The sequence below is a fragment of the Mycolicibacterium flavescens genome, from assembly GCF_001722335.1.
Lineage (GTDB): Bacteria > Actinomycetota > Actinomycetes > Mycobacteriales > Mycobacteriaceae > Mycobacterium > Mycobacterium flavescens.
In genome coordinates this window covers 294737-321694 of sequence record NZ_MIHA01000002.1, presented here as the reverse complement: position 1 = coordinate 321694, position 26958 = coordinate 294737, and the positions used below count along the sequence as shown (strand labels likewise).

Sequence of the window (26958 nt, the reverse complement as noted above, 5' to 3'; positions counted from 1 at the left end):
TGCGGTTAATTACGGGCGCTGATCCGGGGTGTCAAAAGCAAACGGTGCCGGGCTTCGGTAGTCGCGACGCGCGGTCTGCTCGCTCTTTGACTGGCAAAAGCGCAGGTCGGCACCGCTTTCGGCGCTACCCTGTGCTTGTGGAGATGAGGCTGCGGCCGGTCTGCGTGCCTGAGGTGGCGCTCGACAGTCGCACTCCCGCGCGCGTCCGGCACTACGCCGACAACGCCGTACGTCATCGCCGGGTGCTGAACGTGACCGCGATGATCAGCGCGGCGATCAGCGCCTTCTTCGGCATCCAGGGATTGTTGATCGGGCGCGAGATCTGGTGGATCGCGCTGGTCAACCTCGGCAGCGCGGCCGCATTCGCGGCCATCCCCTATCTGTGCCGATTCGGCGAGCTGGTCGCGCCGCTGGTGTTCTTCGCGATCGCCTACACGACGATCACCGTCGTCTGTATCCACCTCGGGACCGGCACGGGGCTGCAGTTCTATTTCGTCGTCGCCGCGGCGATCACCGTGCTGGTCTTGGGCATCGACCACATCGTGCTGGCGTCGGCGCTGGCCGCTGTCGGCGCCGTGACGGTGATCCTGCTGGAGTTCTTCGTCCCCAATGACACGGGCGCGCAGCCGGGTTGGGCGTTCTCGACGTCGTTCGTGCTCACCGTGCTCACCGCGTGGATCCTCGTCATCGCCACGCTCTGGTACGCACTTCGTGAGATCCGCCGGGCACGCCTGGCGATGGAGGCCGAGTACGAGCGGTCAGAACGCCTGCTGGCCAACATCCTTCCGGCCCAGATCGCCGAGCGCCTCAAAGACCCGACGCGCACCGTGATCGCCGACCGCTACGACGACGCCTCAATCCTGTTCGCCGATATCGCCGGATACACCAAGCGCGCCAGCGACACCACGCCCGACGATCTGGTCCGCTTCCTCGACCGCCTCTACACCGACCTCGACGCGCTCGTCGACCGGCACGGCCTCGAGAAGGTCAAGACCAGTGGCGACTCGTACATGGTGGTCAGCGGAGTCCCGGAACCCCGCGCGGACCACATCGAGGCGCTGGCCGCGCTGGCGCTCGACATGGCGGACGCGGTGGCCGACCTGCGCGACCCACTCGGCCGGGAGGTACCGCTGCGCATCGGACTGGCCGCGGGACCCGTCGTCGCCGGCGTCGTCGGCGCCCGCAAGTTCTTCTACGACGTCTGGGGCGACGCGGTCAACGTCGCATCGCGGATGGAGACCACCGACGTCGAGGGACGCATCCAGGTCCCGCAGGACGTCTACGAACGGCTCAGCGACACCTTTGTCCTCGAACCCCGCGGCGAGGTCGAGGTCAAAGGCAAGGGCGTCATGACGACGTGGTACCTGGTCGGGCGCCGCGCCGCGTCAGACGACCGGGCGGTCGACCAACTCAGTCGTCGGAGACCTCAGTCGGTTTGAGCCGCTCGGCCAATGCCGCCAGCCGCCACAGTGTCTCCCGGTTGCGGGGGTAGACCGCCAGGTCGGAGAGTTTGTTCGGCATTATCGCGGCGGGCCCGCTGATCGGGAATTCCGTCATCTCTACCCGGCAGCCGTCGGGGATATCGCTGAGCCGCAATATGATTCGTGCGCCACCGAACGGCCGACCCTTGGCGTGCAGCACCAGTTCCTCGAGGGGAACGCTCTTCTCGACGATGGTCACGTCGTCCAGCAACAGCGGCCAGACTCCGACCGAGTGCCGGATCGACGAACCCGGCGCCGGCCAGTTCGGGTCGACGGCCCGCATGCGGCTGTTGCCGACCACCCACTGCGAGTAGGTCCACCCGTCGGCCATGACGTCCCAGACCTGTTGGCGGGAGGCATGGATATCTCGCGTCACAGTCACGACGGGTGGATACCCGCAGAGCGCTGATTTAGACCTTGCGGTTCTCCGACTTGATCAGCCAGGCCAACTTCTCCAGCCCGTCGATCATCTGGTGCAGGATGTCGGCGGTCGTGGGATCCTCGGCGTCGACGGCGTCGTGCACGGTGCGGATCGTGTCGACGGCCGCGTAGATGCGGCCGGTGATCAGGTCGACGGCTTCCTGCGTGCTGACCTCGTAAGCCGGGAACTGCGGCAGTGTGGTCGAGGACGTCACGGTGTCCGAACGGCCGTCGGGCACGGCGTCCAGCGCGCGCATGCGCTCGGCGACGGTGTCGCTGTTCTCGCGCGCGAAGTCGACCAGCTCGTCGAGTTGCAGGTGCAGGTCACGGAAGTTGGTGCCGACGACGTTCCAGTGGGCCTGCTTGCCCTGCAGTGTCAACTCGATCAGGTCGACCAGAACGCGCTGCAGGTTGGCGGCCAGTTCCGGTGACGCCTGGAACCCTTGAATTTCGATTTCGCTACGACGTGTGCTGTTCATGTCCTCTTCAACGCCTCCTAAATTGGACTAAGTCCAGTTTATCATATGAGGTTGGTCACATCCGCCTTTCCAGAAGGCGGGCGTAACCGGCGCCCATGCCGAGCAGGGTCAGGCCGACGACGATGAAGACTCCCACCCGGAAGATGCCGTCGAGCGTGCCGAGATCGAAGAGGAACAGTTTGGCCATCGCCGCCGCGACCACCGCCAGCCCCGCCCCGATCGGCAGCGACCGGTCCGCACGCGGCAGGCGCGCCGCGTAGGCGAACAGCGCCGCCGCCAACGCGATCCAGAAGATCGTCGCCGCCATGTGCCCGGCGAAGAAGCCGCCGTCGGTCCCGCCGATCAGAACGCCGGCGGTGACGGTGAACTGGGTGACGGCGTAGCCGCACGCGAGCGCCGTGCCCGCCCACGCCGCGAAGTCCCGCCGCGGCAGTGCCCACATCAGCGTCGCTGCGCACGCCACCACGAGCACACTGCCGATCAGCGTCGAAACACCCTCCGCGGCCGTGAATTCCGTCGGGTACATCACCGCGGCCGGCGGCGAGAAGTACAGGTAGTGCGCCGCACCGATTGCCGCGAAGCCGAAGGCGCACACCCTCGCCACCGCAGACCGGCGACCCGTCGCCGCCACCAGCAGCGCCATCACGAGCAACACCGGACCCGCGATCCGGCCGTCGAACGCGACCAGCACGCCGACCAACGCCGACAACGCTGCCAGCACACTCCAGATCCGCCGCACCTCGGTGTCCACTCCGGGCAGCTCGTCACCTGCCAGCACGATCGCCAGCAGCGCGGCCGCCAGCGCCGCGGCCATCAACGCCGCCGCCCACCGGTCGACCGCCAATCCGGCACACAGCACCGGCAGCACGCCGCCCGCGGTCAGCACGGCCATCACCGATTTGTTGGCGGTCCGCGGCAGCAGGAGCAGGGCCCCGGTGAAGGCCAGCAGCGCGGCGATACCGCAGGCGCCTGCGAGCCAGGGATCGCGTCCGTCATCGAAGTACACCCCGACCAACGCGACCAGCAGCGGCAGCGAGGCCGCTGCCGTGCGCGCACCGTGCAGCCCCAGCCAGTCCCTGCCCAGTTGCACCGGCAGCGACGCCGCCGAGATCGCCAGCATGAACGCGATCAACAGCAGCGTGACACCGCCGGCGACGACCGGGGCCAGGATCAGCAGCGGCACCAGCACCAGCAGGCCCAGAGACTCGGCGTCCCAGTGGCGGGCCAAGGTCAGACCGCCGCCGCCGATGAGCGCGGCCAGGATCAACCCGGCCGGTGCGGGCAGCCACTCATAGATGGTCGTGACGGCGATGACATCCATGTACGCCGCCGCAACGCCGGTGGCCGCCAACGCGACCGCCCCGGTGCGTCCGCCCTGCCGGCTGTGCAACCGATGCGCCGCGGCCACCAGCGCGCCGGCCAGCACAGCGCCGGCGGCCACGCGCACCTCCGGACGCAGGATGCCGGCCTGCGCAGCCAGGACGAGCAGCAGCACGACACCGATCAGCGTGACCGCCACACCCGCGACGGCGAGCAGTTTCCCGATCCAGCCCTCCCCGCGGGGCGTCGACGGCACAGGCGCCGGCGGGGCGGGCATCTGCGGTGGCGCCGGCGACACGGGCGCGGGTGGGGCGTACACGGGCGGCGCCGACGAGAGCATGCGCTGCAGTTCGGTCAGGTCCGCGGACACCCTGCCGAGGTAGGCGTTCAATGCGGTCACGTCGGCCGATATCCGGGCGATGACGGCGTGCGGTTGGGTCATGCGGACATCGTCACAGCCGCACACGGCCCCGCGGATGAGTAGGACTACTCGTCCAGGCCGTGTTCGATCGCGTAGCGCGCCAGTTCCACCCGGTTGGCGACCTGCAGTTTGCGGAACGTGGCCTGCACGTGGTTCTCGACGGTGCGGTGGCTCAGCGACAGCCGCGCCGCGATCTGCTTGGCCGTCAACCCCTTCGCGACGTACCGCAGGATCTCGGTCTCGCGTTCGGTGAGGCTCGGCGTCTCCGGGCCCGGGTCCTGTGCGATACGCCGGTACTCGCCGAGCACCAGGCCGGCGAGGCCCGGAGTGAACACCGCGCGCCCGTCGGCGGTGGCGCGTACCGCGTCCCCGAGTTCCTGTTTGGATGCGCTCTTCACGAGATAGCCGGTGGCGCCGGCCTTGACGGCCTGCAGCACGTCCTCGCGTTCGTCGGATGCCGAGAGCACCAGCACCCGCGACGACGGTGAGACGGCCAGCACCTCCGCGGTCGCCTGTGCACCGTCGCCGTCGGCCAGGCGCATGTCCATCAGCACGACGTCGGGCCGCACCGCGCCGGCGCGTCGGCGCGCGGCACCGACGCCGTCCGCGGTCGCCACCACGGTGAAGCCGTCCTCTTCGAGATCGCGGGCCACCGCGTCGCGCCAGATCGGATGGTCGTCGACCACCATCACCGTCGGGGTACCGTCAGTTCCCATTCCGTCCCGCTTCCCGCCCCGGTAGTCAGCTTGGCGCTGCCACCGAGCCATTCCATCCGTCCCACAATCGATTTGGACACCCCGACGCGACCCTCGCGCAGGGCTTCATCGAGGCGGCCGTCCGGGATTCCGGCACCGTCGTCGCGGATACTGACCGTCACCGCGTCGCCGAGGTCCTCGACCAGCACGTAGGCGCGCGCGTCGGGGCCGGCATGTGCGGCCACGTTGTCCAGCGCGTTGGTGGCCGCCGCCGCCAGCTCGGCCGCGACGCCGGCCTCCAGCAGTACCGGTTCGGCGGGCAGGCTCACCGAGACGCGGTCGGAGGCGCGTTGGCGCAGCAGCGCACCCACGTCGGTCAGTGATCCGACGCTCGGTTCGGCCGCCGAGCTGACCAGCCGCCGCAGCGCCCGCTCCTGCTGGCCGGCGAGCTCGGCCAGTTCGGCTGTCGCCCCGCCGATTTCCCGACCGCGCCGCGACACCAGGGCAAGCACCTGGATCGCCCCGTCGTGCACCTCCCTGGACAACCGTTCGCGCTCCTGGTGCGCCGCGGCCAGCCGCGCGGCCTCCTCGAGTTCGGCGTGGGCGCGCCGCGCGGTCTGGGCGGCCATCCCGACCGCCAGCCCGACGGCGAGTTCGATCACGATCGTCGCGTTGCGGCCCAGGTCGTAGTTGATGAAGCCTTTGACTGCGGTGCTGGCCGCCATCACCGCCAGCCCGGTCGCCATGCCCGCGATCGGGCCGGAGACGATGGCCGCCGAGATCGTGGCGTTGGTGGCCCACAGCGTCGTCGGCCAGGACTGGTTGTCGAAGGCCCACTGCGCCGACGCGACCACCTCGGTGGACAGGATCAACGCGACGACGACCGCGATCTCGGCCAGCACCCACGACCAGCGTCTGCCGAACCCCTGCAGATAGGCCAGTGCGCACAGTGCGCTCCACGCCAGCAGCACCGCGAACAGCAGCCACGCCAGGCCCGGGCGGTCCAGGTCGTCGTTGACCGACACCTGGAACCCGAGCGCGTACAGGCAGCTGAGCAGCCGGAACACCTGGGCTGCGCGCCACAGCGGCGTGGCCGGGTCCGGCGCACCAGTCCGCATCGGGCTACAGCACCTTGGACAGAAACGCCTTCGTGCGTTCGTGTTTCGGGTTGCTGAGCACTTCGCGGGGCGGCCCTGCCTCCACCACCACGCCGCCGTCCATGAACACCAGGTGGTTGGCGACCTCGCGGGCGAACCCCATCTCGTGGGTCACCACCACCATCGTCATACCCTCGGCGGCAAGCTTTTTCATCACCTCGAGCACCTCACCCACGAGTTCGGGATCGAGCGCGGAGGTGGGCTCGTCGAACAGCATCAGCTTCGGGTTCATCGCAAGCGCGCGGGCAATCGCCACCCGCTGCTGCTGCCCGCCCGACAACTGCGCGGGGTACGCGTCGGCCTTGGCCGACAGCCCCACCTGGTCGAGCAGGTCGCGGCCCCGGGCGATCGCGGCGTCCTTCTTCATCCGCTTGACGTGGATCGGCGCCTCGATCACGTTCTGTAGCGCCGTGCGGTGCGGGAACAAGTTGAAGTGCTGGAACACCATCCCGATCTCGCGGCGCTGTTTGGCCGCGTCGCGCGGCGACATCTGGTGCAGCTTGTTGCCGCGCTCGCGATAGCCGATGAGTTCGCCGTCGACGTAGAGCCGGCCGGCGTTGACCTGCTCGAGGTGGTTGATGCAGCGAAGGAACGTGGACTTGCCGGAACCCGACGGGCCCACCATGCACAGCACCTCGCCGCGGCCGATCTCCAGCGTGATGCCCTTCAGCACCTCGAGAGCGCCGAAGCTCTTGCACACCTGCTCGGCTTTGACCATCGGTGTCATCTCATGCTCCGGGGTTCTCGATCTGCGCCTTGGCCAGCGCTTCGAGCTGCTTGGTCGTCAGCTTGCGTGACGCGCCGCGCGAGTAGTAGCGCTCGAGGTAGTACTGACCGATCATCAGCACGCTGGTGATCGCCAGATACCAGGTCGCGGCCACCAGCAGCAGCGGAACGGGTTCGAATGTGCGCGCGGCGATCTCGCGCGACGTGATGCCGTAGAGGTCCAGCGTGAACGGGACGGCGGTCACCAGCGACGTGGTCTTCAGCATGCTGATCACCTCGTTGCCGGTGGGCGGGATGATCACCCGCATCGCCTGCGGAAGCACGGTGCGGCGCATCGTCATCCCCCACGACATCCCCAGCGCGGTCGACGCCTCGGCCTGCCCTTCGGGCACCGAACTGATTCCCGCGCGGATGATCTCGGCCATGTAGGCGGCCTCGTTGAGGGCCAGCCCGAGGATTGCCAGCAGGAACGGGATCGACAACGCCTGCAGGTTGATCTCGAGCAACGCCGGCCCGAACGGCACCCCGAGCCGGACGTTCTGGTAGATGGTCGGCAGCAGTCCCCAGAACACCAGCTGCACGTACACCGGTGTGCCGCGGAAGATCCACAGATAGACCCACGACACTGCCTTGAAGACCGGGTTCGGAGACAGCCGCATCACCGCGAGCAGGACGCCGAGCGCGATCGCCAGCACCATCGAATAGATGGTCAGCTGAAGGGTGTTGACCACCCCGACCACGAGCACCCGTTCGTTGAACAGGTACTCCCAGTACGTCGACCACCGGTAGGCCTCGTTGGTGGCGGCGCCGTAGAGGAACAGCACGGCCAGCACGACGATGACGACCGCCGCCACCCACCGCCAGGGGTGACGCAGCGGGACGGCGTCGATGGCGGCGGGGGCTGTGGGTGACGGCGTGTCGACATCGGTCATGTGGATTTCCTCAGTTGACGGCGCCGTTGATGACGGGCTTGTCGATCATCCCGTTCTCGACGCCCCAGTTGCGCGCGATCTCTTCGTAGGTGCCGGTCTCCATCAGGTGTTCGAGCGCCTTCTGCAGCGACTGCGCCAGCGGCGAGCCCTTCTGCACCGGCCATCCGTACGGCGCCGAGTCGAAGATGTCGCCGGCCGGTTCGAGCTTGCCGTTGTTCTGTTTGATCGCGTACGACGTCACCGGGGAGTCCGCTGACATCGCGTCGGCCTGCCCGAGCACCACCGCGTTGGTGGCGGCGTCCTGACCGTCGAAGGGCACGATCTCGATGGGCGGGTTACCCGCGTCGGTGCAGGCCTTGCTCTTGGCGGGCAGTTCCTCGGTCTCCTGCGTGGTGGTGGCCTGCACCGCCACCTTCTTGCCGCACGCGTTGTTCGGGTCGATGCCGGTGCCGGGCCGCTGCGCCCACATCGTGCCCGCGTTGAAGTAGGTGACGAAGTCGACCGACTGCTCGCGCTCCTTGGTGTCGGTGAACGACGACATGCCCACGTCGTAGGTGCCACCCTGGATCGAGGGGATGATCTTGGCGAAGTCGGATTCGCGGTAGTCCGGGGTCAACCCGAGGGTGGCGGCGATGGCGTTCATCAGGTCGACGTCGAAGCCGACGATCTTGCCGCTGGGATCCTTGAACTCGTTGGGCGGATACGGGATGTTGACGCCGATGGTCAGCTCTCCGGAGGACTTGATCGCCTCGGGCACGGTGTTGGCGATCTCGTCGACCTTCTCCGCCGAGGCGGCCGGTGGCTGACCGTTCGTCTCCTCGCCACCCGATCCGCCGGTGTCGCTCGCGCAGCCGGCCATGGCGAGCGCACCGGTCGCAGCAAAGACCGCGGCGAAGCGCCAGAATTTCCCTCGACGGTTTTGACAGTCACCAAACACGTGTGCCTCTTCCTTCTGCCTCGTGGACCCGGTGCGAAGCGCCGGTAACGGAACAGTAGTAGAGACCTAACGCGCTGGCTGCCTATTGCGCGCCTACCCCACGCCCCAGACCTTCGGGCAGTACACGTAGACCGCCCCCTCGACGAAGGTTTCGGCCTCGGTCTGGGTCCAGCCGCCGGCGTGTTGCAGGTTGTAACCTGCCAGCCAGTCGGGATTTCCCTGCCGCACCGCGTCGACGCAGAACTCCTTGGCCATCCGGATCGCCGTGGTTTCGTTCTTGTACGGGATCCGTTTCTGATCCAGGAAGTCGATGAACGTCTGGTTCTTGTCCTCCTGGGCGTGCGCGGGGGCGACGGGGATCGCCGCGCTGCCCACAGCGAGCAGAGCAACCGCCGCCGCGGCGCTTACGCCTCGGTGCCACGCGGTCGGTGCCGTCGATGCCATGGTCACTCCTCGCCTGCGTAATGTTTGCCCGCCGAGGTGTCCGAGATGTGCTCGAGGCGGGCGTTCAGAAAACACATCGTACCCAACGGTTCGCGCGTTACCGCCAATCCCGCTGTCGGGTCGCCGGTCCCCGAATTTGCGCGGACACGCGGCAATTGTTTGCGCGATGCCGATTACGCACCGAATCGATACCGGAATGCGACAGCACGTCCACCCCACTGTGCCAAACTTCGGCCATGGAAAGCCCCGCAAGTACCACCCCTCCCAGCCTGCTGCAACATTTGTGGAAGACCACGCTCGTCTCGGGAATCCTCGCGGTCATTCTCGGCGTCCTGGTCTGGCTCTGGCCAGGCAAGACGATTGTCATCGCGGCGATCTTCTTCGGCGCCTACCTGCTGATCGCCGGCATCAGCCAGGTGATTTTCGCCTTCAGCCTGCACGTCTCCGCCGGCGGCCGCGTCTTGCTCTTCATCTCCGGCGCCGCGGCGCTGATCCTTGCCGTGCTGTGCTTCCGCAGTTTGCAGGAGTCGATTCTGCTGCTGGCGATCTGGATCGGTATCGGCTTCATCTTCCGCGGCGTCGCGACAGCGGTGTCGGCAATCAGCGACCCCACGTTGCCGGGCCGCGCGTGGGAGATCTTCACCGGCGTCGTCAGCCTGATCGCCGGTGTGGTGATGCTCGCTGCACCGTTTGAATCGCTGGCGATCCTGACGGTCGTCGCCGGGATCTCGCTGGTCGTGCTCGGCCTGTTCGAGATCGTGTCCGCATTCGCGATCCGCAAGGCCTCCAGGAACCGCACCGACGAGCCCGCATCCCCGTCCTTACCGGCCGAGGACACCGCGGTGAGCTAACGCACACTGCTATCTACTACACCCTGTCGTAGGCTGGTGTCTCAGCCACGAAAGAGGGGCCGATGGACACGCTGGATGTGTCGCGGTGGCAGTTCGGGATCACCACCGTCTATCACTTCATCTTTGTCCCGCTGACCATCGGCCTGGCGCCGCTGATCGCCGGTATGCAGACCGCGTGGGTGCTGACAGGCAACCCGGCCTGGTACCGCTTGACGCGTTTCTTCGGCAAGCTGTTCCTGATCAACTTCGCGCTCGGCGTGGCGACCGGGATCGTGCAGGAATTCCAGTTCGGGATGAACTGGAGTGAGTACTCGCGGTTCGTCGGCGACGTCTTCGGTGCCCCGCTCGCCATGGAGGGGCTGGCCGCGTTCTTCTTCGAGTCGACGTTTTTGGGGCTGTGGATCTTCGGGTGGACCCGGCTGCCGCGGCTGGTCCACCTCGCGTGCATCTGGGTCGTCGCGATCGCGGTGAACCTGTCGGCTTTCTTCATCATCGCCGCGAACTCCTGGATGCAGCACCCGGTCGGCGCGCGGGTGAACCCGGACACCGGTCGCGCCGAATTGACCAGCATCGTGGCGCTGTTCACCAACAACACCGCGATCGCGGCCTTCTCCCACGCGGTGTTCGGCGCGTTCCTCACCGCGGGTGCCTTCGTCGCAGCCGTCTGCGCATGGTGGATGGTCCGGTCTCACCAAGACGAGAAGGCCCGCACCATGTTTCGGCCCGCCGCGATGATGGGCGCCGTGGTCGTACTAGTTTCGGCCGTCGGCCTCGCGGTCACAGGCGACGTGCAGGGCAAGCTGATGTTCGAACAGCAGCCGATGAAGATGGCCTCCGCTGAATCCCTGTGCCACACCGAAACCGACCCGGCGTTCTCGGTGCTGACCGTGGGAACCCACAACAACTGCGACGGCGTCATCCACCTCATCGAGGTGCCCTACGTGTTACCGATCCTCGCCAAGGGCGAATTCGAGGGTGTCCGCCTCGAGGGTGTGGAGGACCTGCAGCAGCAGTACGTCGAGAAGTTCGGGCCGGGCGACTACCGGCCGAACCTGTTCGTGACCTACTGGGCCTTTCGCGCGATGATCGGACTGCTCGCGGTTCCCGCGTTGTTCGCGCTGACCGTGCTCTGGCTGACCCGCGGCGGCCGAATCCCCCGGTCCCGGTGGTTCTCTCGCTTCGCGCTGGTGACGCTGCCCACCCCGTTCCTGGCCAACAGCGCCGGATGGGTGTTCACCGAGATGGGCCGCCAGCCGTGGGTGGTGGTACCGAACCCGACCGGTGACCCGATGATCCGGCTCACCGTCGCCGACGGCGTGTCCGGCCACCCGGTCGGCATGGTCGTGCTGTCGTTGGTCACCTTCACCGTGATCTACGGCGCGCTCGCGGTCGTGTGGTTCTGGCTCATCCGCCGCTACACCATCGAAGGGCCTCAGGAGCACGACAGCGAACCGGCCCCACCGCTGCCGCCGGGCGGCGACGATGTCGCCCCGCTCTCGTTCGCGTACTGAAAGGAGTTGAGCAGCAATGGCGTTACCGGACATCTGGTTCGTGGTGATGGCGGGCCTGTTCGTCGGGTTCTTCGTCCTCGAAGGATTCGACTTCGGCGTCGGCATGCTGATGAGCTTCTTCGGGCGCGCAGGCGGCGCCGAATCCGAGCGGCACCGGCGGGCCGCGCTCAACACCATCGGACCGGTGTGGGACGGCAACGAAGTGTGGCTGATCACCGCAGGCGGTGCGATGTTCGCCGCGTTCCCCGACTGGTACGCGACGATGTTCTCCGGCCTGTATCTGCCGCTGCTGCTGATCCTGGTGACGATGATCCTGCGGGTGGTGGCGATCGAATGGCGCGGCAAGGTCGACGACCCGCAGTGGCGCAGATGGGCCGATTTGGGTATCGCGGCCGGATCCTGGGTGCCCGCGGTGCTGTGGGGCGTGGCCTTCGCGGCGCTGGTGCGCGGCCTTCCGGTCGACGCCGAAAAACAACTGCGCCCCGGGTTCTCCGATCTGGTCAACGTCTACACACTGCTCGGCGGGTTGACCACCGCCGGATTGTTCCTGCTGCACGGTTCGGTGTTCGTGGCGCTGAAAACCGATGGCGCGGTGCGCGATGACGCGCTGCGCTTCGCCAACCGGTTGGCGATACCGGTGACCGTGGTGCTGGCCACCTTCGGGCTGTGGACGCAGCTGTCCTACGGCAAGACCTGGACATGGGTGGTGCTCATCGTCGCCGGCCTGTGCCACTTCGCGGCGATGACCCGGGTGTGGCGGCGCACCGGTGAGGGATGGGCGTTCGCGTCGACCTGCGTGGTGGTCGGCGCGCTGGTGGTGCTGATCTTCGGTGCGATGTACCCGTACCTGATGCGCTCGACGATCGACCCCGCCTACAGCCTGACAATCGCCAACGCGGCGTCGAGCCAGTACACGCTGACGATCATGAGCTGGGCGGCGGTGGTATTCGCCCCGATGGTGCTGATATACCAGGGCTGGACGTACTGGGTTTTCCGGCAACGGATCTCGGCGGACCGGATACCGGACCCGGTGGGATTGGCGCGCCGGCGATGAACCTGTGGCGCGCGTCGGCGGCGATGCGGCGGTATCTGGTCACCGCGGTGGCCTGCGGTGTCGTGATCGCGGGCGCGACCATCGCGGCGGCCGTGCTGCTGGCCCAGATCGTCGCCGGCGTCATCACCGATCCGTCGTCATGGCGCCTCGACCGGTGGGCCGGCCCGTTGGCATTGCTGGCGGCGCTGTGGGCGTTGCGTGCGGTGGCGCACTGGTGGCAGGGCCGGCTGGCCTCGACCGGCGCGACGCAGGTGATCGCCGAACTGGCGGGCCGGGTACTGCGCACGGTCACCGCACTGCCCACCCGCGCGCTGGCCACCGAGCGCGACACCGCGGCGGCGTTGATCACCCGCGGCCTGGACGGGCTGCGACCCTTCCTGACCTCCTATCTGCCCGCGTTGTTTCTGGCCGGGCTCCTGACCCCCGCCGCGGCGCTGGTGATCGCGGTGTACGACTGGCGCTCGGCGCTGATCGTCCTGGTGGCGCTGCCGCTGATCCCGATCTTCATGGTGTTGATCGGCCTGCTGACCAAGGACCGCACCGAGGCCGCTCTGGCGGCGATGACCACCCTGCAGTCGCGGCTGCTCGATCTGGTGGCGGGCATCCCGACGCTGCGGGCGCTGGGCCGACTCGACGGCGCGACCGAGCGGATCGCCGAACTGGCCGCCGCGCACCGGCGTTCGACGATGGCGACGCTGCGGATGGCGTTCCTGTCGGCACTGGTACTCGAACTGCTGGCCACCCTCGGCGTCGCGCTCGTCGCGGTCGGGGTCGGCCTGCGACTGGTGTTCGGGGAGATGACGCTCGTGGCCGGGCTGACCGCGCTGCTGTTGGCCCCCGAGGTGTTCTGGCCGCTGCGCCGCGTCGGCGTCGAATTCCACGCCGCCCAGGACGGTAAGACCGCCGCCGAATCCGCGATGCGGTTGCTCGACTCTCTTCCGCAGCAGCGCAAGGGAACCCGTACCGTCAACGCCCGGGGTGCGACGATCCTCCTCGACACCCCGCGCGAGGAGGTGCGGCCCGGCGAGGTGACCGTGCTGACCGGCCCGAACGGATCGGGTAAGACGACGGCGCTGCACACCGTGCTCGGACTGCACCCGGGCCGCGTCCTGGTCGACGGGATACTTCTCGAGGACCTCGACCTGCAGGCGTGGTGGCGGCAGATCACCTGGCTGCCCCACCGCCCCGTTCTTGTCGCAGGTAGCGTGCGCGACAACCTCGAACTGTTCGGCCCGTTGGACGACCTCGAGAGCGCTTGCCGCGCCGTCGGATTCGATGAGGTGCTGGCGACGCTGCCGGACGGGTTGGAAACCGTGATCGGCCGTGACGGTGACGGGCTGTCGCTGGGGCAACGCCAGCGGCTGGGCCTGGCCCGGGCGCTGGGTTCGCCGGCGCCGGTGGTGTTGCTCGACGAACCGACATCGCACCTGGACGCCGCGATGGAGGCGCGGGTCCTGGCGGCCGTCGTCGCGCGTGCCCGCGCCGGCGACACGGTGCTCGTCGTGGGGCACCGCGACCCGGTTGTGGCGATCGGCGACCGTGTACTTCACCTGGGGAGCCTCGTCGATGCGTGAGTTGGTGCGGGCCCGGCTCGGCAGACTCGTGGTCGCGACGGTGCTGGGCGTGCTGTCACTGGGCAGTGCGCTGGCGCTGGCGGCGATCTCGGCGTGGCTGATCACCCGGGCGTGGCAGATGCCGCCCGTGCTGCATTTGACGGTCGCCGTCGTCGCGGTGCGCGCGCTGGGCATCGCCCGCGGTGTGCTCGGATACTGCCAGCGCCTGGCCGCACACGACACCGCGCTGCGGTCGGCGGCCGATCTCCGCCAGGAGGTGTACCGACGTCTGGCTGCCGCACCTGCCGACACCCTGATGCGCATCCCCGGCGGCGAACTGGTGGCCCGAATCGGCGGGGCGGTCGACGATCTGGCCGATGTGCTGGTGCGGGCGGTGCTGCCGATCGCGGTCGCCGCGGTGCTCGGGCTGGTCTCGGTCGCGGTCATCGCGGTGATCTCGCCCGCCGCGGCGGCTGTGCTCGCGGCGTGCCTGCTGATCGCGGGTGTCGCCGCGCCCTGGCTGGCCTCGCGTGCGGCCCTCGCTGTCGAGGCCGTTGCTGCCCAGCATCATTCGGGGCGGGACGTGGCGGTCATGCTGGCGCTCGAACACGCACCGGAGTTGCGGGTGGGCGGGCGCCTCGACGCCGTGCTCGCTGACGCCGACGACCGGCACCGCAGGTGGGGTGAGGCCACCGACCGGGCGGCCAGGCCGGCGGCGGTCGCGGCGGCCGCCAACACGCTGGCGATCGGGGTCAGTGTGCTCGGCGCGGTCGTCGCGGCGGTGCTGATCGCGGGATCGGTCGCGCCGACGACGCTCGCGATCCTGATGCTGTTGCCGTTGTCGGCGTTCGAGGCGACCACGGCCCTGCCCGCCGCCGCCGCGCAACTGAGCCGGTCGCGCATCGCCGCCCGCCGGATCCGCGAACTCACCGAACCGGCACCGTCGAACCGCACCAGGCCCGACGTCGCGCCCGCCGTACTCGCCCCCGGTGAGCGCCGCGCGATCACCGGGCCCAGCGGATCGGGCAAGACCACCCAACTGTTGAAGCTGTCCGAAACCTACGACGGGGCAACGTTCTTCGCCGAAGATGCGCACCTGTTCGCGACGACGGTCCGCGACAACTTGCTGGTCGCGCGGGGCGACGCAACCGATCCTGAGATCCGGTCCGCGTTGGACCGCGTGGGGCTCGGCGACTGGCTCGACGCGCTGCCCGACGGCCTGTCCACCGTGCTCGTCGGCGGTGCGGCCGCGGTGTCGGCCGGTCAGCGCAGGCGGCTGCTGTTGGCCCGCGCCCTGGTCAGCGCCGCGCCGATCGTGCTGCTCGACGAGCCGACCGAACACCTCGACGCCGTCGACGGGCAACGGATGCTGGTCGAACTGCTCTCGCCCGGCGGGCTTTTCCCCGCCGACCGCACGGTGGTTATCGCCACCCATCACCTTCCGGTCGGGGTACCCTCACCGGCATGAGCGAACCGGACCCGCCGCAGCAACAGCCGCCGCAGTACGGGGCGTATCAGGGTGGTTATCCGCCACCGCCGCCGGAGGGCGGCTATCCACCACCGCCGCCGGAGGGCGGCTATCCACCACCGCCGCCGGAGGGCGGCTATCCACCACCGCCGCCGGAGGGCGGCTATCCACCACCGCCGCCGGAGGGCGGCTATCCACCACCGCCGCCGGAGGGCGGCTATCCACCACCGCCGCAGGGTTACCCGGGGTATCCGGGCTACCCGCCTGCGCCGTCGGCACCCAAGAACGGCCTGGGCATCGCGGCGCTGGTCGTCGCGATCATCGCGCTGCTGTCGGTGTTCGGCGGCATCGTGCTCGGCGTCGTCGCGGTGATCCTCGGCTTCCTGGGCTGGGGCCGCGCCAAACGCGGTGAGGCCAACAACGGCGGCATCGCGGTCGCCGGCATCGTGCTCGGCGTGCTGAGCATCATCGAGGCGATCGTGATGATCTGGCTGGCGGTGTGGGGCTTCAACGAGGTCGGCGGCACCGACTACATCGACTGCGTGTCACGCGCGGGCAACGACCAGGAAGCCATCCAGCAGTGCTCCGAGCAGTTCCAGCAGCGCGTCGAGGACCAGTTCTCGGTCACGCTGACCCCGACCCCGTGAGTCAGCGCGCCGGGAAGTACTTGACGATGCCTTCCTGCACGACCGTGGCGACCGGCTGACCGGCCCGGTCGAAATAGTGTCCGGTGCCGAGCCCGCGCGAATCCGCCGCCACCGGTGACGACGTGGAGTACAGCACCCATTCGTCGAACCGGACCGGGCGGTGGAACCACACCGAGTGGTTGGTGGTCACCGCGAAGATCCGGTCGAACCCCCACGACAGCCCGTGCGTGGTGATGATCGAATCCAGCACCGTGGTGTCCGACGAGTAGACCAGCGCGGCGGCGTGCAGCACCGGGTCGTCCGGCATCTCGCCGAGCGCTTTCATCCACACCCGGTTGTGCGTGAGCGTCTCGCCCTTGCTGCGCATCACCCAGGTGGGGTCGTTGGTGTAGCGCCAGTCGATGGGCCGCAGCGCGTTGACGAAGTGCGGCACGACGTCCTCGTAGCCGCGCAGCAGGTCGTCGACCGGCGGAACGTCGAGCGGGTCGGGCAGCGGCGGCGGCTCCACGCCGTGCTCGAGGCTGCGCCCGCCGGACAGGTAGGACACCATCGCGGTGGTCAACAGCAGCCCGTCCTGCATCACGTCGACGCGGCGGTTGGCGAACCGGCGTTCGTCGCGTAACCGCACGACGTGGAACTCGAGATCCTTCTGCGGGTCACCGCCGGCGATGAAATGCGCCGACAGCGCGCTGGGCGGCGTCGGGTGGTCGAGGCTGCGGCTGGCGGCGACGAACGCCTGGGCCATCATCTGACCGCCGAACGTGCGCACCGGGTTCTTGCTCGGGTGCGACCCGACGAACGTGTTGTCGTCGATTCGACGCAGGTCCAGTATTGCCAGCAACTCGTCGAGATCTGCTGACACTAAACGTCGTCCTCCCCGATCCGGTGCACATGGATCAGGTTCGTCGAACCTACTGTGCCCGGCGGAATGCCCGCGATCACCACGACCAGATCCCCGCGCTTGTAGCGGCCGAGTTCGAGCAGCGACTTGTCGACCTGGCGGATCATCCCGTCCGTGGTCTGGATGTGCGGCACGATGAACGTCTCGGTACCCCAGCTCAGCGCCAACTGGCTGCGCACCTCGGGCAGCGACGTGAACGCCAGCAGCGGCAGCGGTGTGTGCAGCCGCGCCAACCTGCGCACGGTGTCACCGGACTGGGTGTAGGCCACCAGCGCCTTGGCGTCCAACCGCTCACCGATGTCGCGGGCGGCGTAGGAGATGACCCCGCGCTTGGTGCGCGGCACGTGCGTCAGCGGCGGCGCGGCCACCGAGTTCTCCTCGACGGCGTGGATGATGCGCGCCATCGTCTTGACCGCCTCGAGCGGATACTTGCCGACCGAGGTCTCACCGGAGAGCATCACCGCGTCGGTGCCGTCGAGCACCGCGTTGGCGACGTCGGACGCCTCGGCCCGGGTGGGGCGCGGCGCGTCGATCATCGACTCCAGCATCTGGGTCGCCACGATCACGGGTTTGGCGTTCTCCCTTGCCATCTGGATCGCGCGCTTCTGCACCAGCGGCACCTCTTCGAGCGGCAGCTCGACGCCGAGATCACCGCGGGCGACCATGATCGCGTCGAACGCCAGCACGACGGCTTCGAGGTTGTCGATGGCCTCGGGCTTCTCCAGTTTGGCGATGACCGGCACCCGGCGGCCGACGCGGTCCATCACCTCGTGCACGAGTTCGATGTCGGCCGGTGAGCGCACGAACGACAGCGCGATCAGGTCCACCCCGAGGCGCAGCGCGAACTCGAGGTCGTCGATGTCCTTCTCGGACAGGGCGGGCGCCGAGACATTCATCCCGGGCAGCGACATGCCCTTGTTGTTGCTGACCGGTCCGCCCTCGGTGACCGTGCAGATCACGTCGTTGCCCTCGATCCGGTCGACGACCAGGCCGACGTTGCCGTCGTCCACCAGCACCCGGTCCCCCGGCGAGGCGTCCTCGGCGAGCCGCTTGTAGGTCGTCGAAACCCGGTCGGCGGAGCCCTCGACGTCGTCGGTGGTGATGCGCACCGTCTCACCGTTGGCCCAGAACGTCGGGCCGTCCTTGAACCGGCCGAGCCGGATCTTGGGGCCCTGAAGGTCGGCCAGGATCCCGACCGCGCGCCCGGTGGCGTCCGACGCCGCCCGCACCCTCTTGTAGTTGGCTTCGTGATCGGGGTAGTCGCCGTGGCTGAAGTTCAGCCGCGCGACGTCCATTCCGGCTTCGACCAGCGATCGCACCGCCTCCTCGGAAGCGGTGGCCGGACCCAGGGTGCAGACGATCTTTCCGCGTCTATTCACGGGAACCGAGCATAGTCGTTAATCGATTCAGACCACGGCCAGCGGAAGCGCGCCCGGCACCACCGGCGCCGGCAGGTCCGACTCCCCCATCAGGTAGGCGTCCACCGCGTGCGCCGCGCTGCGGCCCTCCGCAATCGCCCACACGATCAGCGACGCGCCCCGGTGCGCGTCACCGCAAACGAACACCCCCGGCGCGTCGGTCTGCCAGTCCGAGCCGCACGACACCGCGCCGCGGCGGTTCAGCGTCAGGCCGAGCCCGTCGAGCACCGGTATGTGCTCGACGCCCTCGAACCCGATCGCCAGCAGCGCCAGCTCGCACGGGATCTGCATCGGCTCCCCGACGGGGGTGATGACGCGGCGCCCCTCCGCGTCGCGTTCGACCTTGACCTCGGCGATCTCCAGCGCCCGCAGCCGCCCGCGGTCGTCGCCGACGAACCGCTGCACCGCCACCTCGTAGCGGCGCTCGCCGCCCTCGGCGTGCGCCGGCGACAGCCGGGTCCGCAGCACCAGCGGCCAGGTCGGCCACGGCGTGCGGGTGTCGTCGCGCACCTCGGGCGGTTCGGGGTTGTAGTCGAGCTGGGTGACCGACAGTGCGCCCTGCCGGTGCGCGGTGCCCAGGCAGTCGGCGCCGGTGTCGCCGCCGCCGATGATCACGACGTGCTTACCCTTGGCCGAGATCGGGCTCGGCCCGTCGCCCTCGCACTCCCTGTTGGCGGGAACCAGGTGCTCCATCGCCAGGTGCACGCCCTTGAGATCGCGGCCCTCGACGTCGTGGTCACGGGCGCGCAGCGCACCCACCGCGAGCACCACCGCGTCGTACTGCGCGCGCAGCTGTTCGATCGGCAGGTCGACACCGACCTCGGTCTCGGTGACGAACCGCGTTCCCTCCGCACGCATCTGGGTCAGCCGCTGATCGAGGGTGCGCTTCTCGAGCTTGTACTCGGGGATGCCGTAGCGCATCAGGCCGCCGATGCGGTCATCGCGCTCGTAGACGGTGACGTCGTGGCCGGCGCGGGTGAGCTGTTGGGCCGCAGCCAGTCCGGCCGGCCCGGACCCGACGACCGCGACCCGCTTACCGGTCGCGAGGGCCGCCGGTTGCGGTTCGACGATGCCGTCTGACCACGCCTGGTCGGCGATCGTCTGCTCGATGCGTTTGATCGTGACGCTGCCGCCGGTCTGTTCCTCGGCGATCGACAACACGCAGGCCGCCTCACACGGCGCCGGGCACAACCGGCCGGTGAACTCCGGGAAGTTGTTGGTCGCGTGCAGGCGGTCGCTGGCGGCGGCCCAACGGCCCCGGCGCACCAGGTCGTTCCACTCGGGGATCAGATTGCCCAGCGGGCAGCCGGCACTTCCGGAGTGGCAGAACGGGATACCGCAGTCCATGCAGCGGCGGGCCTGCTGGGACACCTCGTGGGAGCGCTGGTGCGGGTCCTGCCGTTCGTAGACCTCGCGCCAGTCGCCGACGCGTTCGTCGACGGCGCGTTTGGCGGTCTCGATGCGCGGGACCTTCAGGAATCCGGTGGGATCAGCCACGGCTGGCCTCCATGATCGCGGTGTCGACGTCACGCCCCTCGCGCTTGGCCGTCAGGGTGGCCTCCAGCACGCGCTGGTAGTCACGAGGCATGATCTTGGTGAATTGTGCGCTGCGCCTAGGCCAGTCGGCGAGCACCGAGGCGGCCAGGCTGCTGCCGGTGTACTGCGCGTGGCGGGCGATGACGTCGTGCAACCAGGCGAGATCTTCGGGTTGCAGGCGCTGCAGTTCGACCATGTCGGTGTTGACCCGTCGCGGGTCGAGGCCGAGCACGAACGCGATCCCGCCGGACATGCCCGCGGCCATGTTGCGTCCGGTCCGGCCGAGCACCACCACCCGCCCGCCGGTCATGTACTCGCAGGCGTGGTCGCCGACCCCTTCGACGACGGTGAGCGCGCCGGAATTGCGCGCGGCGAACCGCTCCCCGACCCGACCGCGCAGGAACGCCTCACCGGACGTCGCGCCGAACAGCAGGGTGTTGCCCGCGATGACGTTGTCCTCGGCCAGGAACAGCACGTCATCGGGCGGTCGCACGATGATCCGGCCTCCGGAAAGGCCTTTGCCGACATAGTCGTTGGCGTCGCCGATGAGGTCCACCGTGATCCCCGGCGGCAGGAACGCACCGAGCGACTGGCCCGCCGATCCGGTCAGCGTGACGTGGATCGTGTCGTCGGGCAGTCCCTGCGCTCCGTAGCGGCGCGTCACCTCCGCACCCAGCAGGGTGCCGACGGTGCGGTTGACGTTGCGCACCGGGAGGTCCAGACGCACCGGATGCGCGTCTTCGAGTGCGCCTTCGGCGAGTTGGATCAACGTCTGGTCCAGCGCCCGGTCCAGCGCGTGGTACTGATCGCGGACCTTGCGGCGCGGCGCCGGCTCACCGGTGTGCCCGTCGGCCGGCACGGCGAAGATCGGGCTCAGGTCCAGCCCGCGGCTCTTCCAGTGCGCGACCCCGGGGTCGGTGTCGAGCATCTCGGCGTGGCCGATGGCCTCGTCGAGGCTGCGGAAGCCGAGTTCGGCGAGGCAGGAGCGGATGTCCTCGGCGATGAAGCGGAAGAAGTTCTCGACGAACTCCGGCTTGCCGGTGAACCGCGCCCGCAGCTCCGGGTTCTGGGTCGCGACCCCGACCGGGCACGTGTCGAGGTGGCAGACCCGCATCATGATGCAGCCCGACACGATCAGCGGCGCCGTCGCGAACCCGTACTCCTCGGCGCCGAGCAGCGCGGCCACCATCACGTCGCGCGCGGTACGCATCCCGCCGTCGCACTGGACGGTGATGCGGTCACGTAACCCGTTGAGCATCAGCGTCTGCTGGGTTTCGGCAAGACCGATCTCCCACGGCACGCCGGCGTGTTTGAGGCTGGTCAGCGGCGCCGCCCCGGTGCCGCCGTCGTACCCCGAGATCAGCACGACGTCGGCGTGCGCCTTGGACACACCGGCAGCCACCGTACCGACGCCGACGCTGCTGACCAGTTTGACGTGGACGCGGGCCCGGTCGTTGGCGTTCTTGAGGTCGTGGATCAGCTGGGCCAGGTCCTCGATGGAGTAGATGTCGTGGTGCGGCGGCGGCGAGATGAGGCCGACGCCGGGTGTCGAGTGCCGGGTCTTGGCGATGTTCGGATACACCTTGAAGCCCGGAAGCTGGCCGCCCTCACCCGGTTTGGCGCCCTGGGCCATCTTGATCTGGATGTCGGTGGCGTTGACCAGGTAGTCGCTGGTGACACCGAAGCGTCCGGAGGCGACCTGTTTGACCGCGCTGCGGCGTCTCGGGTCGTAGAGGCGGTCGGTGTCCTCGCCGCCCTCCCCGGAGTTGGACCGGCCGCCGAGCTTGTTCATCGCGATCGCCATCGTCTCGTGCGCCTCGGCCGAGATCGAGCCGTAGCTCATGGCGCCGGTGTTGAACCGGGTGACGATCGCCTCGACGGGTTCGACTTCGTCGAGAGGGACGGGTGGGCGGGTCTTCTTGAACTCGAAGAGCCCACGCAGCGTCCCGCCCTCACGGGACAGCCGGTCGACCTCCTCGGTGTAGCGGCGGAAGATGTCGGCTCTGCCGGTCCGGGTCGAATGTTGCAGCAGAAACACCACCTCGGGGGTGAACAGGTGCAGTTCGCCTTCACGGCGGAACGCGTAGTCGCCGCCGACCTCCAGGCGTCGGTGCACGCGCTCGGTCGGATTCTCCGGATAGGCGCGGCGGTGCCGGAGCTTGACCTCCTCGGCGATGACGTCGAGGCCGACGCCACCGAGTTGACTGGGGGTGCCGGTGAAGTACTCGTCGATGACATCCCTGTCGATCCCGACGGCCTCGAAAGCCTGCGCGGCGGTATACGAGGAGACGGTCGAGATGCCCATCTTGCTCATCACCTTCGTCACGCCCTTGCCGAGCGCCTTGCAGTAGTTGCGCAGGGCCGCAGCGGTTTCGATGCCGGTGAGTTCGCCTTCGCGGACGAGGTCCTCGATGGACTCGAACGCCAGGTACGGGTTGACGGCGGCGGCGCCGAAGCCGATCAGCATCGCAATGTGATGGACCTCGCGGGCGTCACCGCTCTCGACGACCAGAGCGACAGTGGTGCGCTCCTTGGTGCGGACCAGGTGGTGGTGGACCGCGGAGACGGCCAGCAGCGACGGAATCGGCGCGCGGGTGTGGTCAGAGTCGCGGTCGGAGATCACCAGTGTGCGGGCGCCTTTGGCGATCGCGTCGCTGGCCTTGGCGCGGAGGTCGTCGAGCGCTTCGGCCAGGCCTTCGCCGCCGCGTTCGACCTCGTAGAGGGCCTTGAGCACCGCGGTCCGCAGCCCGGGATGTTCACCGTCGTCGTTGATGTGGACGAGCTTGCCGAGGTCGTCGTTGTCCAGAACAGGCCACCGCAAGAGGATCTGACGGCACGAGACGGCTGAGGGTTCGAGCAGGTTCTGCTCGGGTCCCATGACGCGCGACATCGAGGTGACGACCTCTTCGCGGATCGCGTCCAGCGGCGGGTTGGTGACCTGAGCGAACAGTTCGACGAAGTAGTCGTAGAGCAGCCGCGAACGCTGGGACAGCACAGCAGCCGGGGTGTCGGTACCCATGGAGCCCAGCGGTTCTGCGCCGGAGGCGGCCATCGGGGTGAGCAGGATGCGCAGGTCTTCCTCGGTGTAGCCGAAGGCGATCTGCCTGCGTACGACGGAGTCGTGGTTGGGTTGGACGTGGGCCCGCTCGGGCAGGGTGGCGATGTCGAGAAGGCCGGCGTGCAGCCACTCGCCGTAGGGTTGCTGCCTGCTCAGCGATTCCTTGATCTCGTCGTCGCTGACGATGCGGCCTGCGGCGGTGTCGACGAGGAACATCTTGCCGGGCTGCAGCCGTCCCTTGGCCACGATCTGCGCCGACGGCACGTCGAGCACCCCGCTCTCGCTGGCCAGGATGATGCGGTCGTCGATGGTGCGCCACCACCGGCCGGGCCGTAACCCGTTGCGGTCCAACACTGCTCCGACCAGGGTGCCGTCGGTGAAGGTGACGCAGGCGGGGCCGTCCCACGGCTCCATCAGCGATGAGTGGAACTGCCAGAACGCGCGCTCGGCGGCGTCCATCGTGGTGTTGTTCTCCCACGCCTCGGGGATCATCATCAGCACGGCGTGCGGCAGGCTGCGGCCGCCGAGGTGCAGCAGTTCGAGCACTTCGTCGAAGGACGCGGAGTCGGAGGCTTCCGGGGTGCAGATCGGTGACAGCCGCGACAGGTCGCCGGGGATGTTGGCGCTGGCGAGCATCGCCTCGCGGGCGTGCATGCGGTTGCGGTTGCCGCGGACGGTGTTGATCTCGCCGTTGTGGGCGACGAAGCGGAACGGATGCGCGAGCGGCCAGGACGGGAAGGTGTTGGTGGAGAAGCGGCTGTGCACGATCGCGATCGCGCTGCGGCAACGTTCGTCGCGCAGGTCCGGAAAGTACTGCGGCAGTTGCTTTGTGGTGAGCATGCCCTTGTAGGCCATGGTGCGACTGGACAGCGACGGGAAGTAGACGCCGTTGCGTTCGGCGCGTTTGCGCAGCGGGTAGACGCGACGGTCGAGTTCGAGGCCGCTGGCGTTGTCGGTGGAAGCGACGAACAACTGCTCCATGTGCGGCATGCAGCCCAGGGCGGTGGCGCCGAGGTCCGCGCTTTGCGGATCGATCGGCAGCGGACGCCAGCCGAGGATCTTGAGGCCTTCGTCATCGGCGATGGCTTCAACGGATTCCCTTGCGGTGGTGCGGGCTTCGGGGTCAGTGGGCATGAAGCAGATGCCGGCGGCGAAGGTGTTCTCACCGTTGAGCGCGCTGGGCGGCAGGTCGAAGTCGACGACCTCACTCAGCAGTTCGACGGGAAGCTGGATGAGGATGCCCGCGCCGTCGCCGCTGTTGGTTTCGGCGCCGGCGGCGCCGCGGTGGTCGAGGTGTTCGAGGGCGGTCAGGCCGTCGACGACGATGCTGTGTGAGCGGCGGCCGCGGATGTCGGCGACCATGGCGACGCCGCAGGAGTCCGCTTCGTTGTCGGGGTCGTAGAGGCCCTGAGGTTCGGGGAATGCCGAGAACAGCATCGAGGGGCACCTTCGCAGTCCGGAAGTGAAAATGTCCGGGACTGCACCGGCCCGTCGGCAAGTGTATCAGCGAGGTTGCTGGCTCACCCGTCGAGAAGCGTCGGGACCAGCGGGAATCCGGGCAGGTTGCGCGCGATGGTCCAGGTTGCGACGGAGACGAAAATCACGATGAGGGCCGGGGTGTTCAGCGCGGGTTTACCGGTTCGTGTGCGGATGACCACCCATGCCAGCAGGAGCGGCAGACCGACGAGGAGGAAGGCGTTGTCGACGACGGCGGCGGCGAGGTCACCGTGCAGCAGATCGTGCGTCATGCGCAGGCCCCCGCAGCCGGGACAGTAGAGCCCGGTCATGGCGTGGAAAGGGCAGGGAGGGAAGAGGAAGCCCGGTCGGTGGGGGTCGGCGAGGCCGATGTAGGTGAGCGCACCCGCCAGTGCGGCGCCCGCTCCGAGTGTCGAGTACCGGCGTGTTCGGCTGGTGCCGGTGTTAGGTGCCATCGCGCAGGGGCCGTCCCTGCGGATCGCGGACCCGGTCGGTGAGGATCAGGACCGCGTCGATGATGCCCCAGATGATGGCGCCGATACCGCAGGTGATGAGGCCGACGACGAGCTGGGCGATGCCGAGCCCGGTGTAGCCGAGGTAGATGCGGCCAATGCCGACGAGACCGAACAGCCCGATCAGCTGCAGCAGACCCGCGACGATCTTCGACTTGTCCGAGTACGGCTCCCCTGTCATCGGATTGCGGCCATAAGGCGCGGTGGGGTCGCCGTAGGCGGAGGGATAGCCTGCGGGCGGCGGCGGATACTGCCCTGGTGGGGGCGGGTATGGCGGCTGCTGTGGAGGCGGCGGAGGCGTGTTGCCGTACTCGCTGCCACCGAACTGCGGCTCAGTCATGGACCCCAGCATGCCAGACGCATGTGGCTGCGGTAAGTAAGGAAAACCCACCTATTCGCGCCTGAACACGACGATGCGCCCGCGAACGGTGAATCTCGCTGCGGGGCATCGTCTATCACGTGGCGTGTCAGAAGGGTGGTGGTTCGTCGTCTCTGGCGAGTTGTTCGGCGAGGAGGAGTTGTTTGCGGTGGAGGCGTTCGGCGTTGTGTTGGCGTTCCAGGGCGATGCGGTAGGCCTTGTCTTGGGCTCTGGTGCGTCGGCGTTTGGGCATCATCGCCCCGCGGTGGATGTTGTCGTCTTCGGGGCCCTGGCTGGGTGGTGTGAGGTCGATGATGCCGGTGGGTTCGCCGAGCCGCTTGAAGAATTCGGCCCCCGCCGGGGTGGTCATGTATCGCTGGCCGCCCGGGGAGCGCCAGATCACCGTGCCGTCGGGCAGTTGAAAATCACGCCAACCATCGGCCCCGGTCCAAAACGTCTTGAGCAGATGGTGAAAAACGCACAGCAGCTTGAGGTTCGACGGATGTGTGGGCCCCATCGGATGGGCGATGGTGTGGTCGATCTGACACTTGACGGCGGGCACATCACAACCGGGGAACCGACACGCCAGATCCCGGCAGCGGATGAAACGCGCCAACCCCGCCGAAGGCCGATACCCCGCCTGCGCGCACGGGGCGGGCAGCGAAACCGGAACGAGTTTGGCGGTGGTCAGCCGCTCGCGCAGCAGGGCGGCCGGGATTGCCCCGACACCGGGCAGATACCCCGGATTGGTGGAACGCCCCTCGACGGTGGCTTGGTCGGCGATGACGTTGATCACCACCTGCGTCGAGGCCGGCAGCGCGGCACGGTTGGGGCACTCGGCGGCCCCGCAGCCGCACTGCAGCCGCAGCTGACCCTGGGACATGGCCATCATCGCATCGACGCGGCGCTGATCGGGCGGGCGCGGATCATCGCGGCACACCGTGGCGGCGACCTCATCGACGCGGGTGTCAAAGCAGACCCCTTCTTCGAAAGTCAGCCGCGCCCACACCCCGACCATCCCGGCGCCCATCGGGGCGACATGCACATAGCGGTCATCGCGGGCCGGTTGGGGTTCACGCACCCCGGTCGGGTCGAACTTCTCCACCCACATGTCGATGCGCTCGTCGAGCTTGGGCCCCGACAGTTTCATCCACTTCGGCGCGTGGGTGGCAAACGCGGTATCCAAGCGGGCTAACAGCTGTTTGTCCTCGACGTTGCTGCTGCGATTGACCAGCGCGATCACCATCCGGTAATCGATGTCCCCAGCGGCGAACACCGCGCCTACCTTGGGTAGCCGCTCCCGCAGATCGATCGCCAACTCCAGTCGGCTGGCCGCGCGCCCACGGCTGATGTTCAGCGCCGCCGACAGCTCGGCCACCACGTTGGCATGCCCGTCGATCGCCCAATTGATGCGCTCGTCCTGGTCCTCAGGAGCACGCCGGGCATAAAGCTCACCAACGGCAAGCAACTCCCGACCACAGGCAGCGTTCTGCGCACGCGACGCCGCAGCGATGCACTCCACCACCGCCGCGTCATCGGACCTATCGAACATACATTCGATACTACCCGCGGGGTCAGACCTGGGCGACCAAAAATTTCTCGC

General features: G+C 68.4%; 23 protein-coding genes. 7 read left to right on the top strand and 16 right to left on the bottom strand.

Annotated elements, in window-relative coordinates; all coding sequences use genetic code 11:
• Positions 1–143 precede the first annotated feature (143 nt).
• Positions 144–1439 (top strand): adenylate/guanylate cyclase domain-containing protein, encoded by a 1296-nt coding sequence (locus tag BHQ18_RS04005; RefSeq protein WP_084293874.1) that lies wholly within the window; start codon positions 144–146, stop codon positions 1437–1439.
• Here BHQ18_RS04005 and BHQ18_RS04000 read toward each other — a convergent pair.
• From BHQ18_RS04000 to BHQ18_RS03960, 9 genes are all read right to left on the bottom strand, one after another.
• Complete coding sequence (locus BHQ18_RS04000; protein WP_069412268.1) at positions 1411–1863, bottom strand: SRPBCC family protein; 453 nt, start codon at positions 1861–1863, stop codon at positions 1411–1413. The two genes, BHQ18_RS04005 and BHQ18_RS04000, sit on opposite strands and share 29 nt — an antisense overlap.
• Positions 1864–1891: 28 nt before the next feature.
• Positions 1892–2380, bottom strand: coding sequence for a Dps family protein (locus tag BHQ18_RS03995; protein ID WP_069412267.1), 489 nt, complete (start codon positions 2378–2380; stop codon positions 1892–1894).
• A gap of 55 nt (positions 2381–2435) precedes the next feature.
• On the bottom strand, positions 2436–4142 hold the full coding sequence (locus BHQ18_RS03990) for a DUF2339 domain-containing protein (protein WP_069412266.1): 1707 nt from the start codon (positions 4140–4142) through the stop codon (positions 2436–2438).
• 44 nt (positions 4143–4186) lie between these two features.
• Positions 4187–4837: a response regulator gene (locus BHQ18_RS03985; protein WP_069412265.1), complete on the bottom strand. Its 651-nt coding sequence runs from the start codon at positions 4835–4837 to the stop codon at positions 4187–4189.
• Positions 4810–5934, bottom strand: a complete 1125-nt coding sequence (macS, locus tag BHQ18_RS03980) for a MacS family sensor histidine kinase (RefSeq protein ID WP_205866034.1) — start codon at positions 5932–5934, stop codon at positions 4810–4812. Before macS ends, BHQ18_RS03985 begins: the two co-directional genes overlap by 28 nt.
• A gap of 4 nt (positions 5935–5938) precedes the next feature.
• The gene (locus tag BHQ18_RS03975) at positions 5939–6691 is read right to left on the bottom strand and encodes an amino acid ABC transporter ATP-binding protein (RefSeq protein ID WP_205866040.1); all 753 of its coding nucleotides are present in this window, start codon (positions 6689–6691) and stop codon (positions 5939–5941) included.
• 10 nt (positions 6692–6701) lie between these two features.
• A complete protein-coding gene (locus BHQ18_RS03970) occupies positions 6702–7631 on the bottom strand; it encodes an amino acid ABC transporter permease (RefSeq protein WP_069412263.1) in 930 nt (309 codons plus the stop codon).
• A gap of 10 nt (positions 7632–7641) precedes the next feature.
• Positions 7642–8490, bottom strand: a complete 849-nt coding sequence (locus tag BHQ18_RS03965) for an ABC transporter substrate-binding protein (RefSeq protein ID WP_109789179.1) — start codon at positions 8488–8490, stop codon at positions 7642–7644.
• A 171-nt stretch (positions 8491–8661) separates the two neighbouring features.
• A complete protein-coding gene (locus BHQ18_RS03960) occupies positions 8662–9012 on the bottom strand; it encodes a DUF732 domain-containing protein (RefSeq protein WP_131815649.1) in 351 nt (116 codons plus the stop codon).
• A 236-nt stretch (positions 9013–9248) separates the two neighbouring features.
• Here BHQ18_RS03960 and BHQ18_RS03955 point away from each other — a divergent pair, with 236 nt between their 5' ends.
• The 6 genes from BHQ18_RS03955 to BHQ18_RS03930 all read left to right on the top strand — a co-directional run bounded on the left by BHQ18_RS03955 (position 9249) and on the right by BHQ18_RS03930 (position 16096).
• Positions 9249–9863, top strand: coding sequence for an HdeD family acid-resistance protein (locus BHQ18_RS03955; RefSeq protein ID WP_069412260.1), 615 nt, complete (start codon positions 9249–9251; stop codon positions 9861–9863).
• Positions 9864–9925: 62 nt separating this feature from the next.
• Positions 9926–11374, top strand: a complete 1449-nt coding sequence (locus BHQ18_RS03950) for a cytochrome ubiquinol oxidase subunit I (protein ID WP_069412259.1) — start codon at positions 9926–9928, stop codon at positions 11372–11374.
• A gap of 16 nt (positions 11375–11390) precedes the next feature.
• Positions 11391–12428, top strand: coding sequence for a cytochrome d ubiquinol oxidase subunit II (gene cydB / locus BHQ18_RS03945; RefSeq protein WP_069412258.1), 1038 nt, complete (start codon positions 11391–11393; stop codon positions 12426–12428).
• Positions 12429–12451: 23 nt separating this feature from the next.
• Positions 12452–14002, top strand: coding sequence for a thiol reductant ABC exporter subunit CydD (gene cydD / locus BHQ18_RS03940; protein WP_205866039.1), 1551 nt, complete (start codon positions 12452–12454; stop codon positions 14000–14002).
• Complete coding sequence (locus BHQ18_RS03935; protein ID WP_069412256.1) at positions 13995–15449, top strand: ATP-binding cassette domain-containing protein; 1455 nt, start codon at positions 13995–13997, stop codon at positions 15447–15449. The genes cydD and BHQ18_RS03935 overlap by 8 nt, the downstream gene beginning before the upstream one ends.
• Positions 15446–16096, top strand: coding sequence for a DUF4190 domain-containing protein (locus BHQ18_RS03930; protein ID WP_069412255.1), 651 nt, complete (start codon positions 15446–15448; stop codon positions 16094–16096). The genes BHQ18_RS03935 and BHQ18_RS03930 overlap by 4 nt, the downstream gene beginning before the upstream one ends.
• Position 16097: 1 nt before the next feature.
• Here the strand turns inward: BHQ18_RS03930 and BHQ18_RS03925 are convergent, their stop codons facing one another.
• The 7 genes from BHQ18_RS03925 to BHQ18_RS03895 all read right to left on the bottom strand — a co-directional run bounded on the left by BHQ18_RS03925 (position 16098) and on the right by BHQ18_RS03895 (position 26907).
• Entirely contained in the window at positions 16098–16958 is an 861-nt protein-coding gene (locus BHQ18_RS03925; protein WP_069412254.1) for an acyl-CoA thioesterase, read from the bottom strand.
• The gene (gene pyk, locus BHQ18_RS03920; protein ID WP_069412253.1) at positions 16958–18376 is read right to left on the bottom strand and encodes a pyruvate kinase; all 1419 of its coding nucleotides are present in this window, start codon (positions 18374–18376) and stop codon (positions 16958–16960) included. Before pyk ends, BHQ18_RS03925 begins: the two co-directional genes overlap by 1 nt.
• A gap of 27 nt (positions 18377–18403) precedes the next feature.
• Positions 18404–19912 carry a glutamate synthase subunit beta gene (locus BHQ18_RS03915; protein ID WP_069412252.1) on the bottom strand — a complete coding sequence of 503 codons (1509 nt, stop codon included), beginning with the start codon at positions 19910–19912 and terminating at the stop codon, positions 18404–18406.
• On the bottom strand, positions 19905–24446 hold the full coding sequence (gene gltB / locus BHQ18_RS03910; RefSeq protein ID WP_069412251.1) for a glutamate synthase large subunit: 4542 nt from the start codon (positions 24444–24446) through the stop codon (positions 19905–19907). Before gltB ends, BHQ18_RS03915 begins: the two co-directional genes overlap by 8 nt.
• 83 nt (positions 24447–24529) lie before the next feature.
• A complete protein-coding gene (locus BHQ18_RS03905; protein WP_069412250.1) occupies positions 24530–24940 on the bottom strand; it encodes a DUF2752 domain-containing protein in 411 nt (136 codons plus the stop codon).
• Positions 24930–25337, bottom strand: a complete 408-nt coding sequence (locus BHQ18_RS03900; RefSeq protein WP_069412369.1) for an NINE protein — start codon at positions 25335–25337, stop codon at positions 24930–24932. The genes BHQ18_RS03905 and BHQ18_RS03900 overlap by 11 nt, the downstream gene beginning before the upstream one ends.
• A gap of 127 nt (positions 25338–25464) precedes the next feature.
• Positions 25465–26907 (bottom strand): HNH endonuclease signature motif containing protein, encoded by a 1443-nt coding sequence (locus tag BHQ18_RS03895; protein ID WP_069412249.1) that lies wholly within the window; start codon positions 26905–26907, stop codon positions 25465–25467.
• Positions 26908–26958 lie beyond the last annotated feature (51 nt).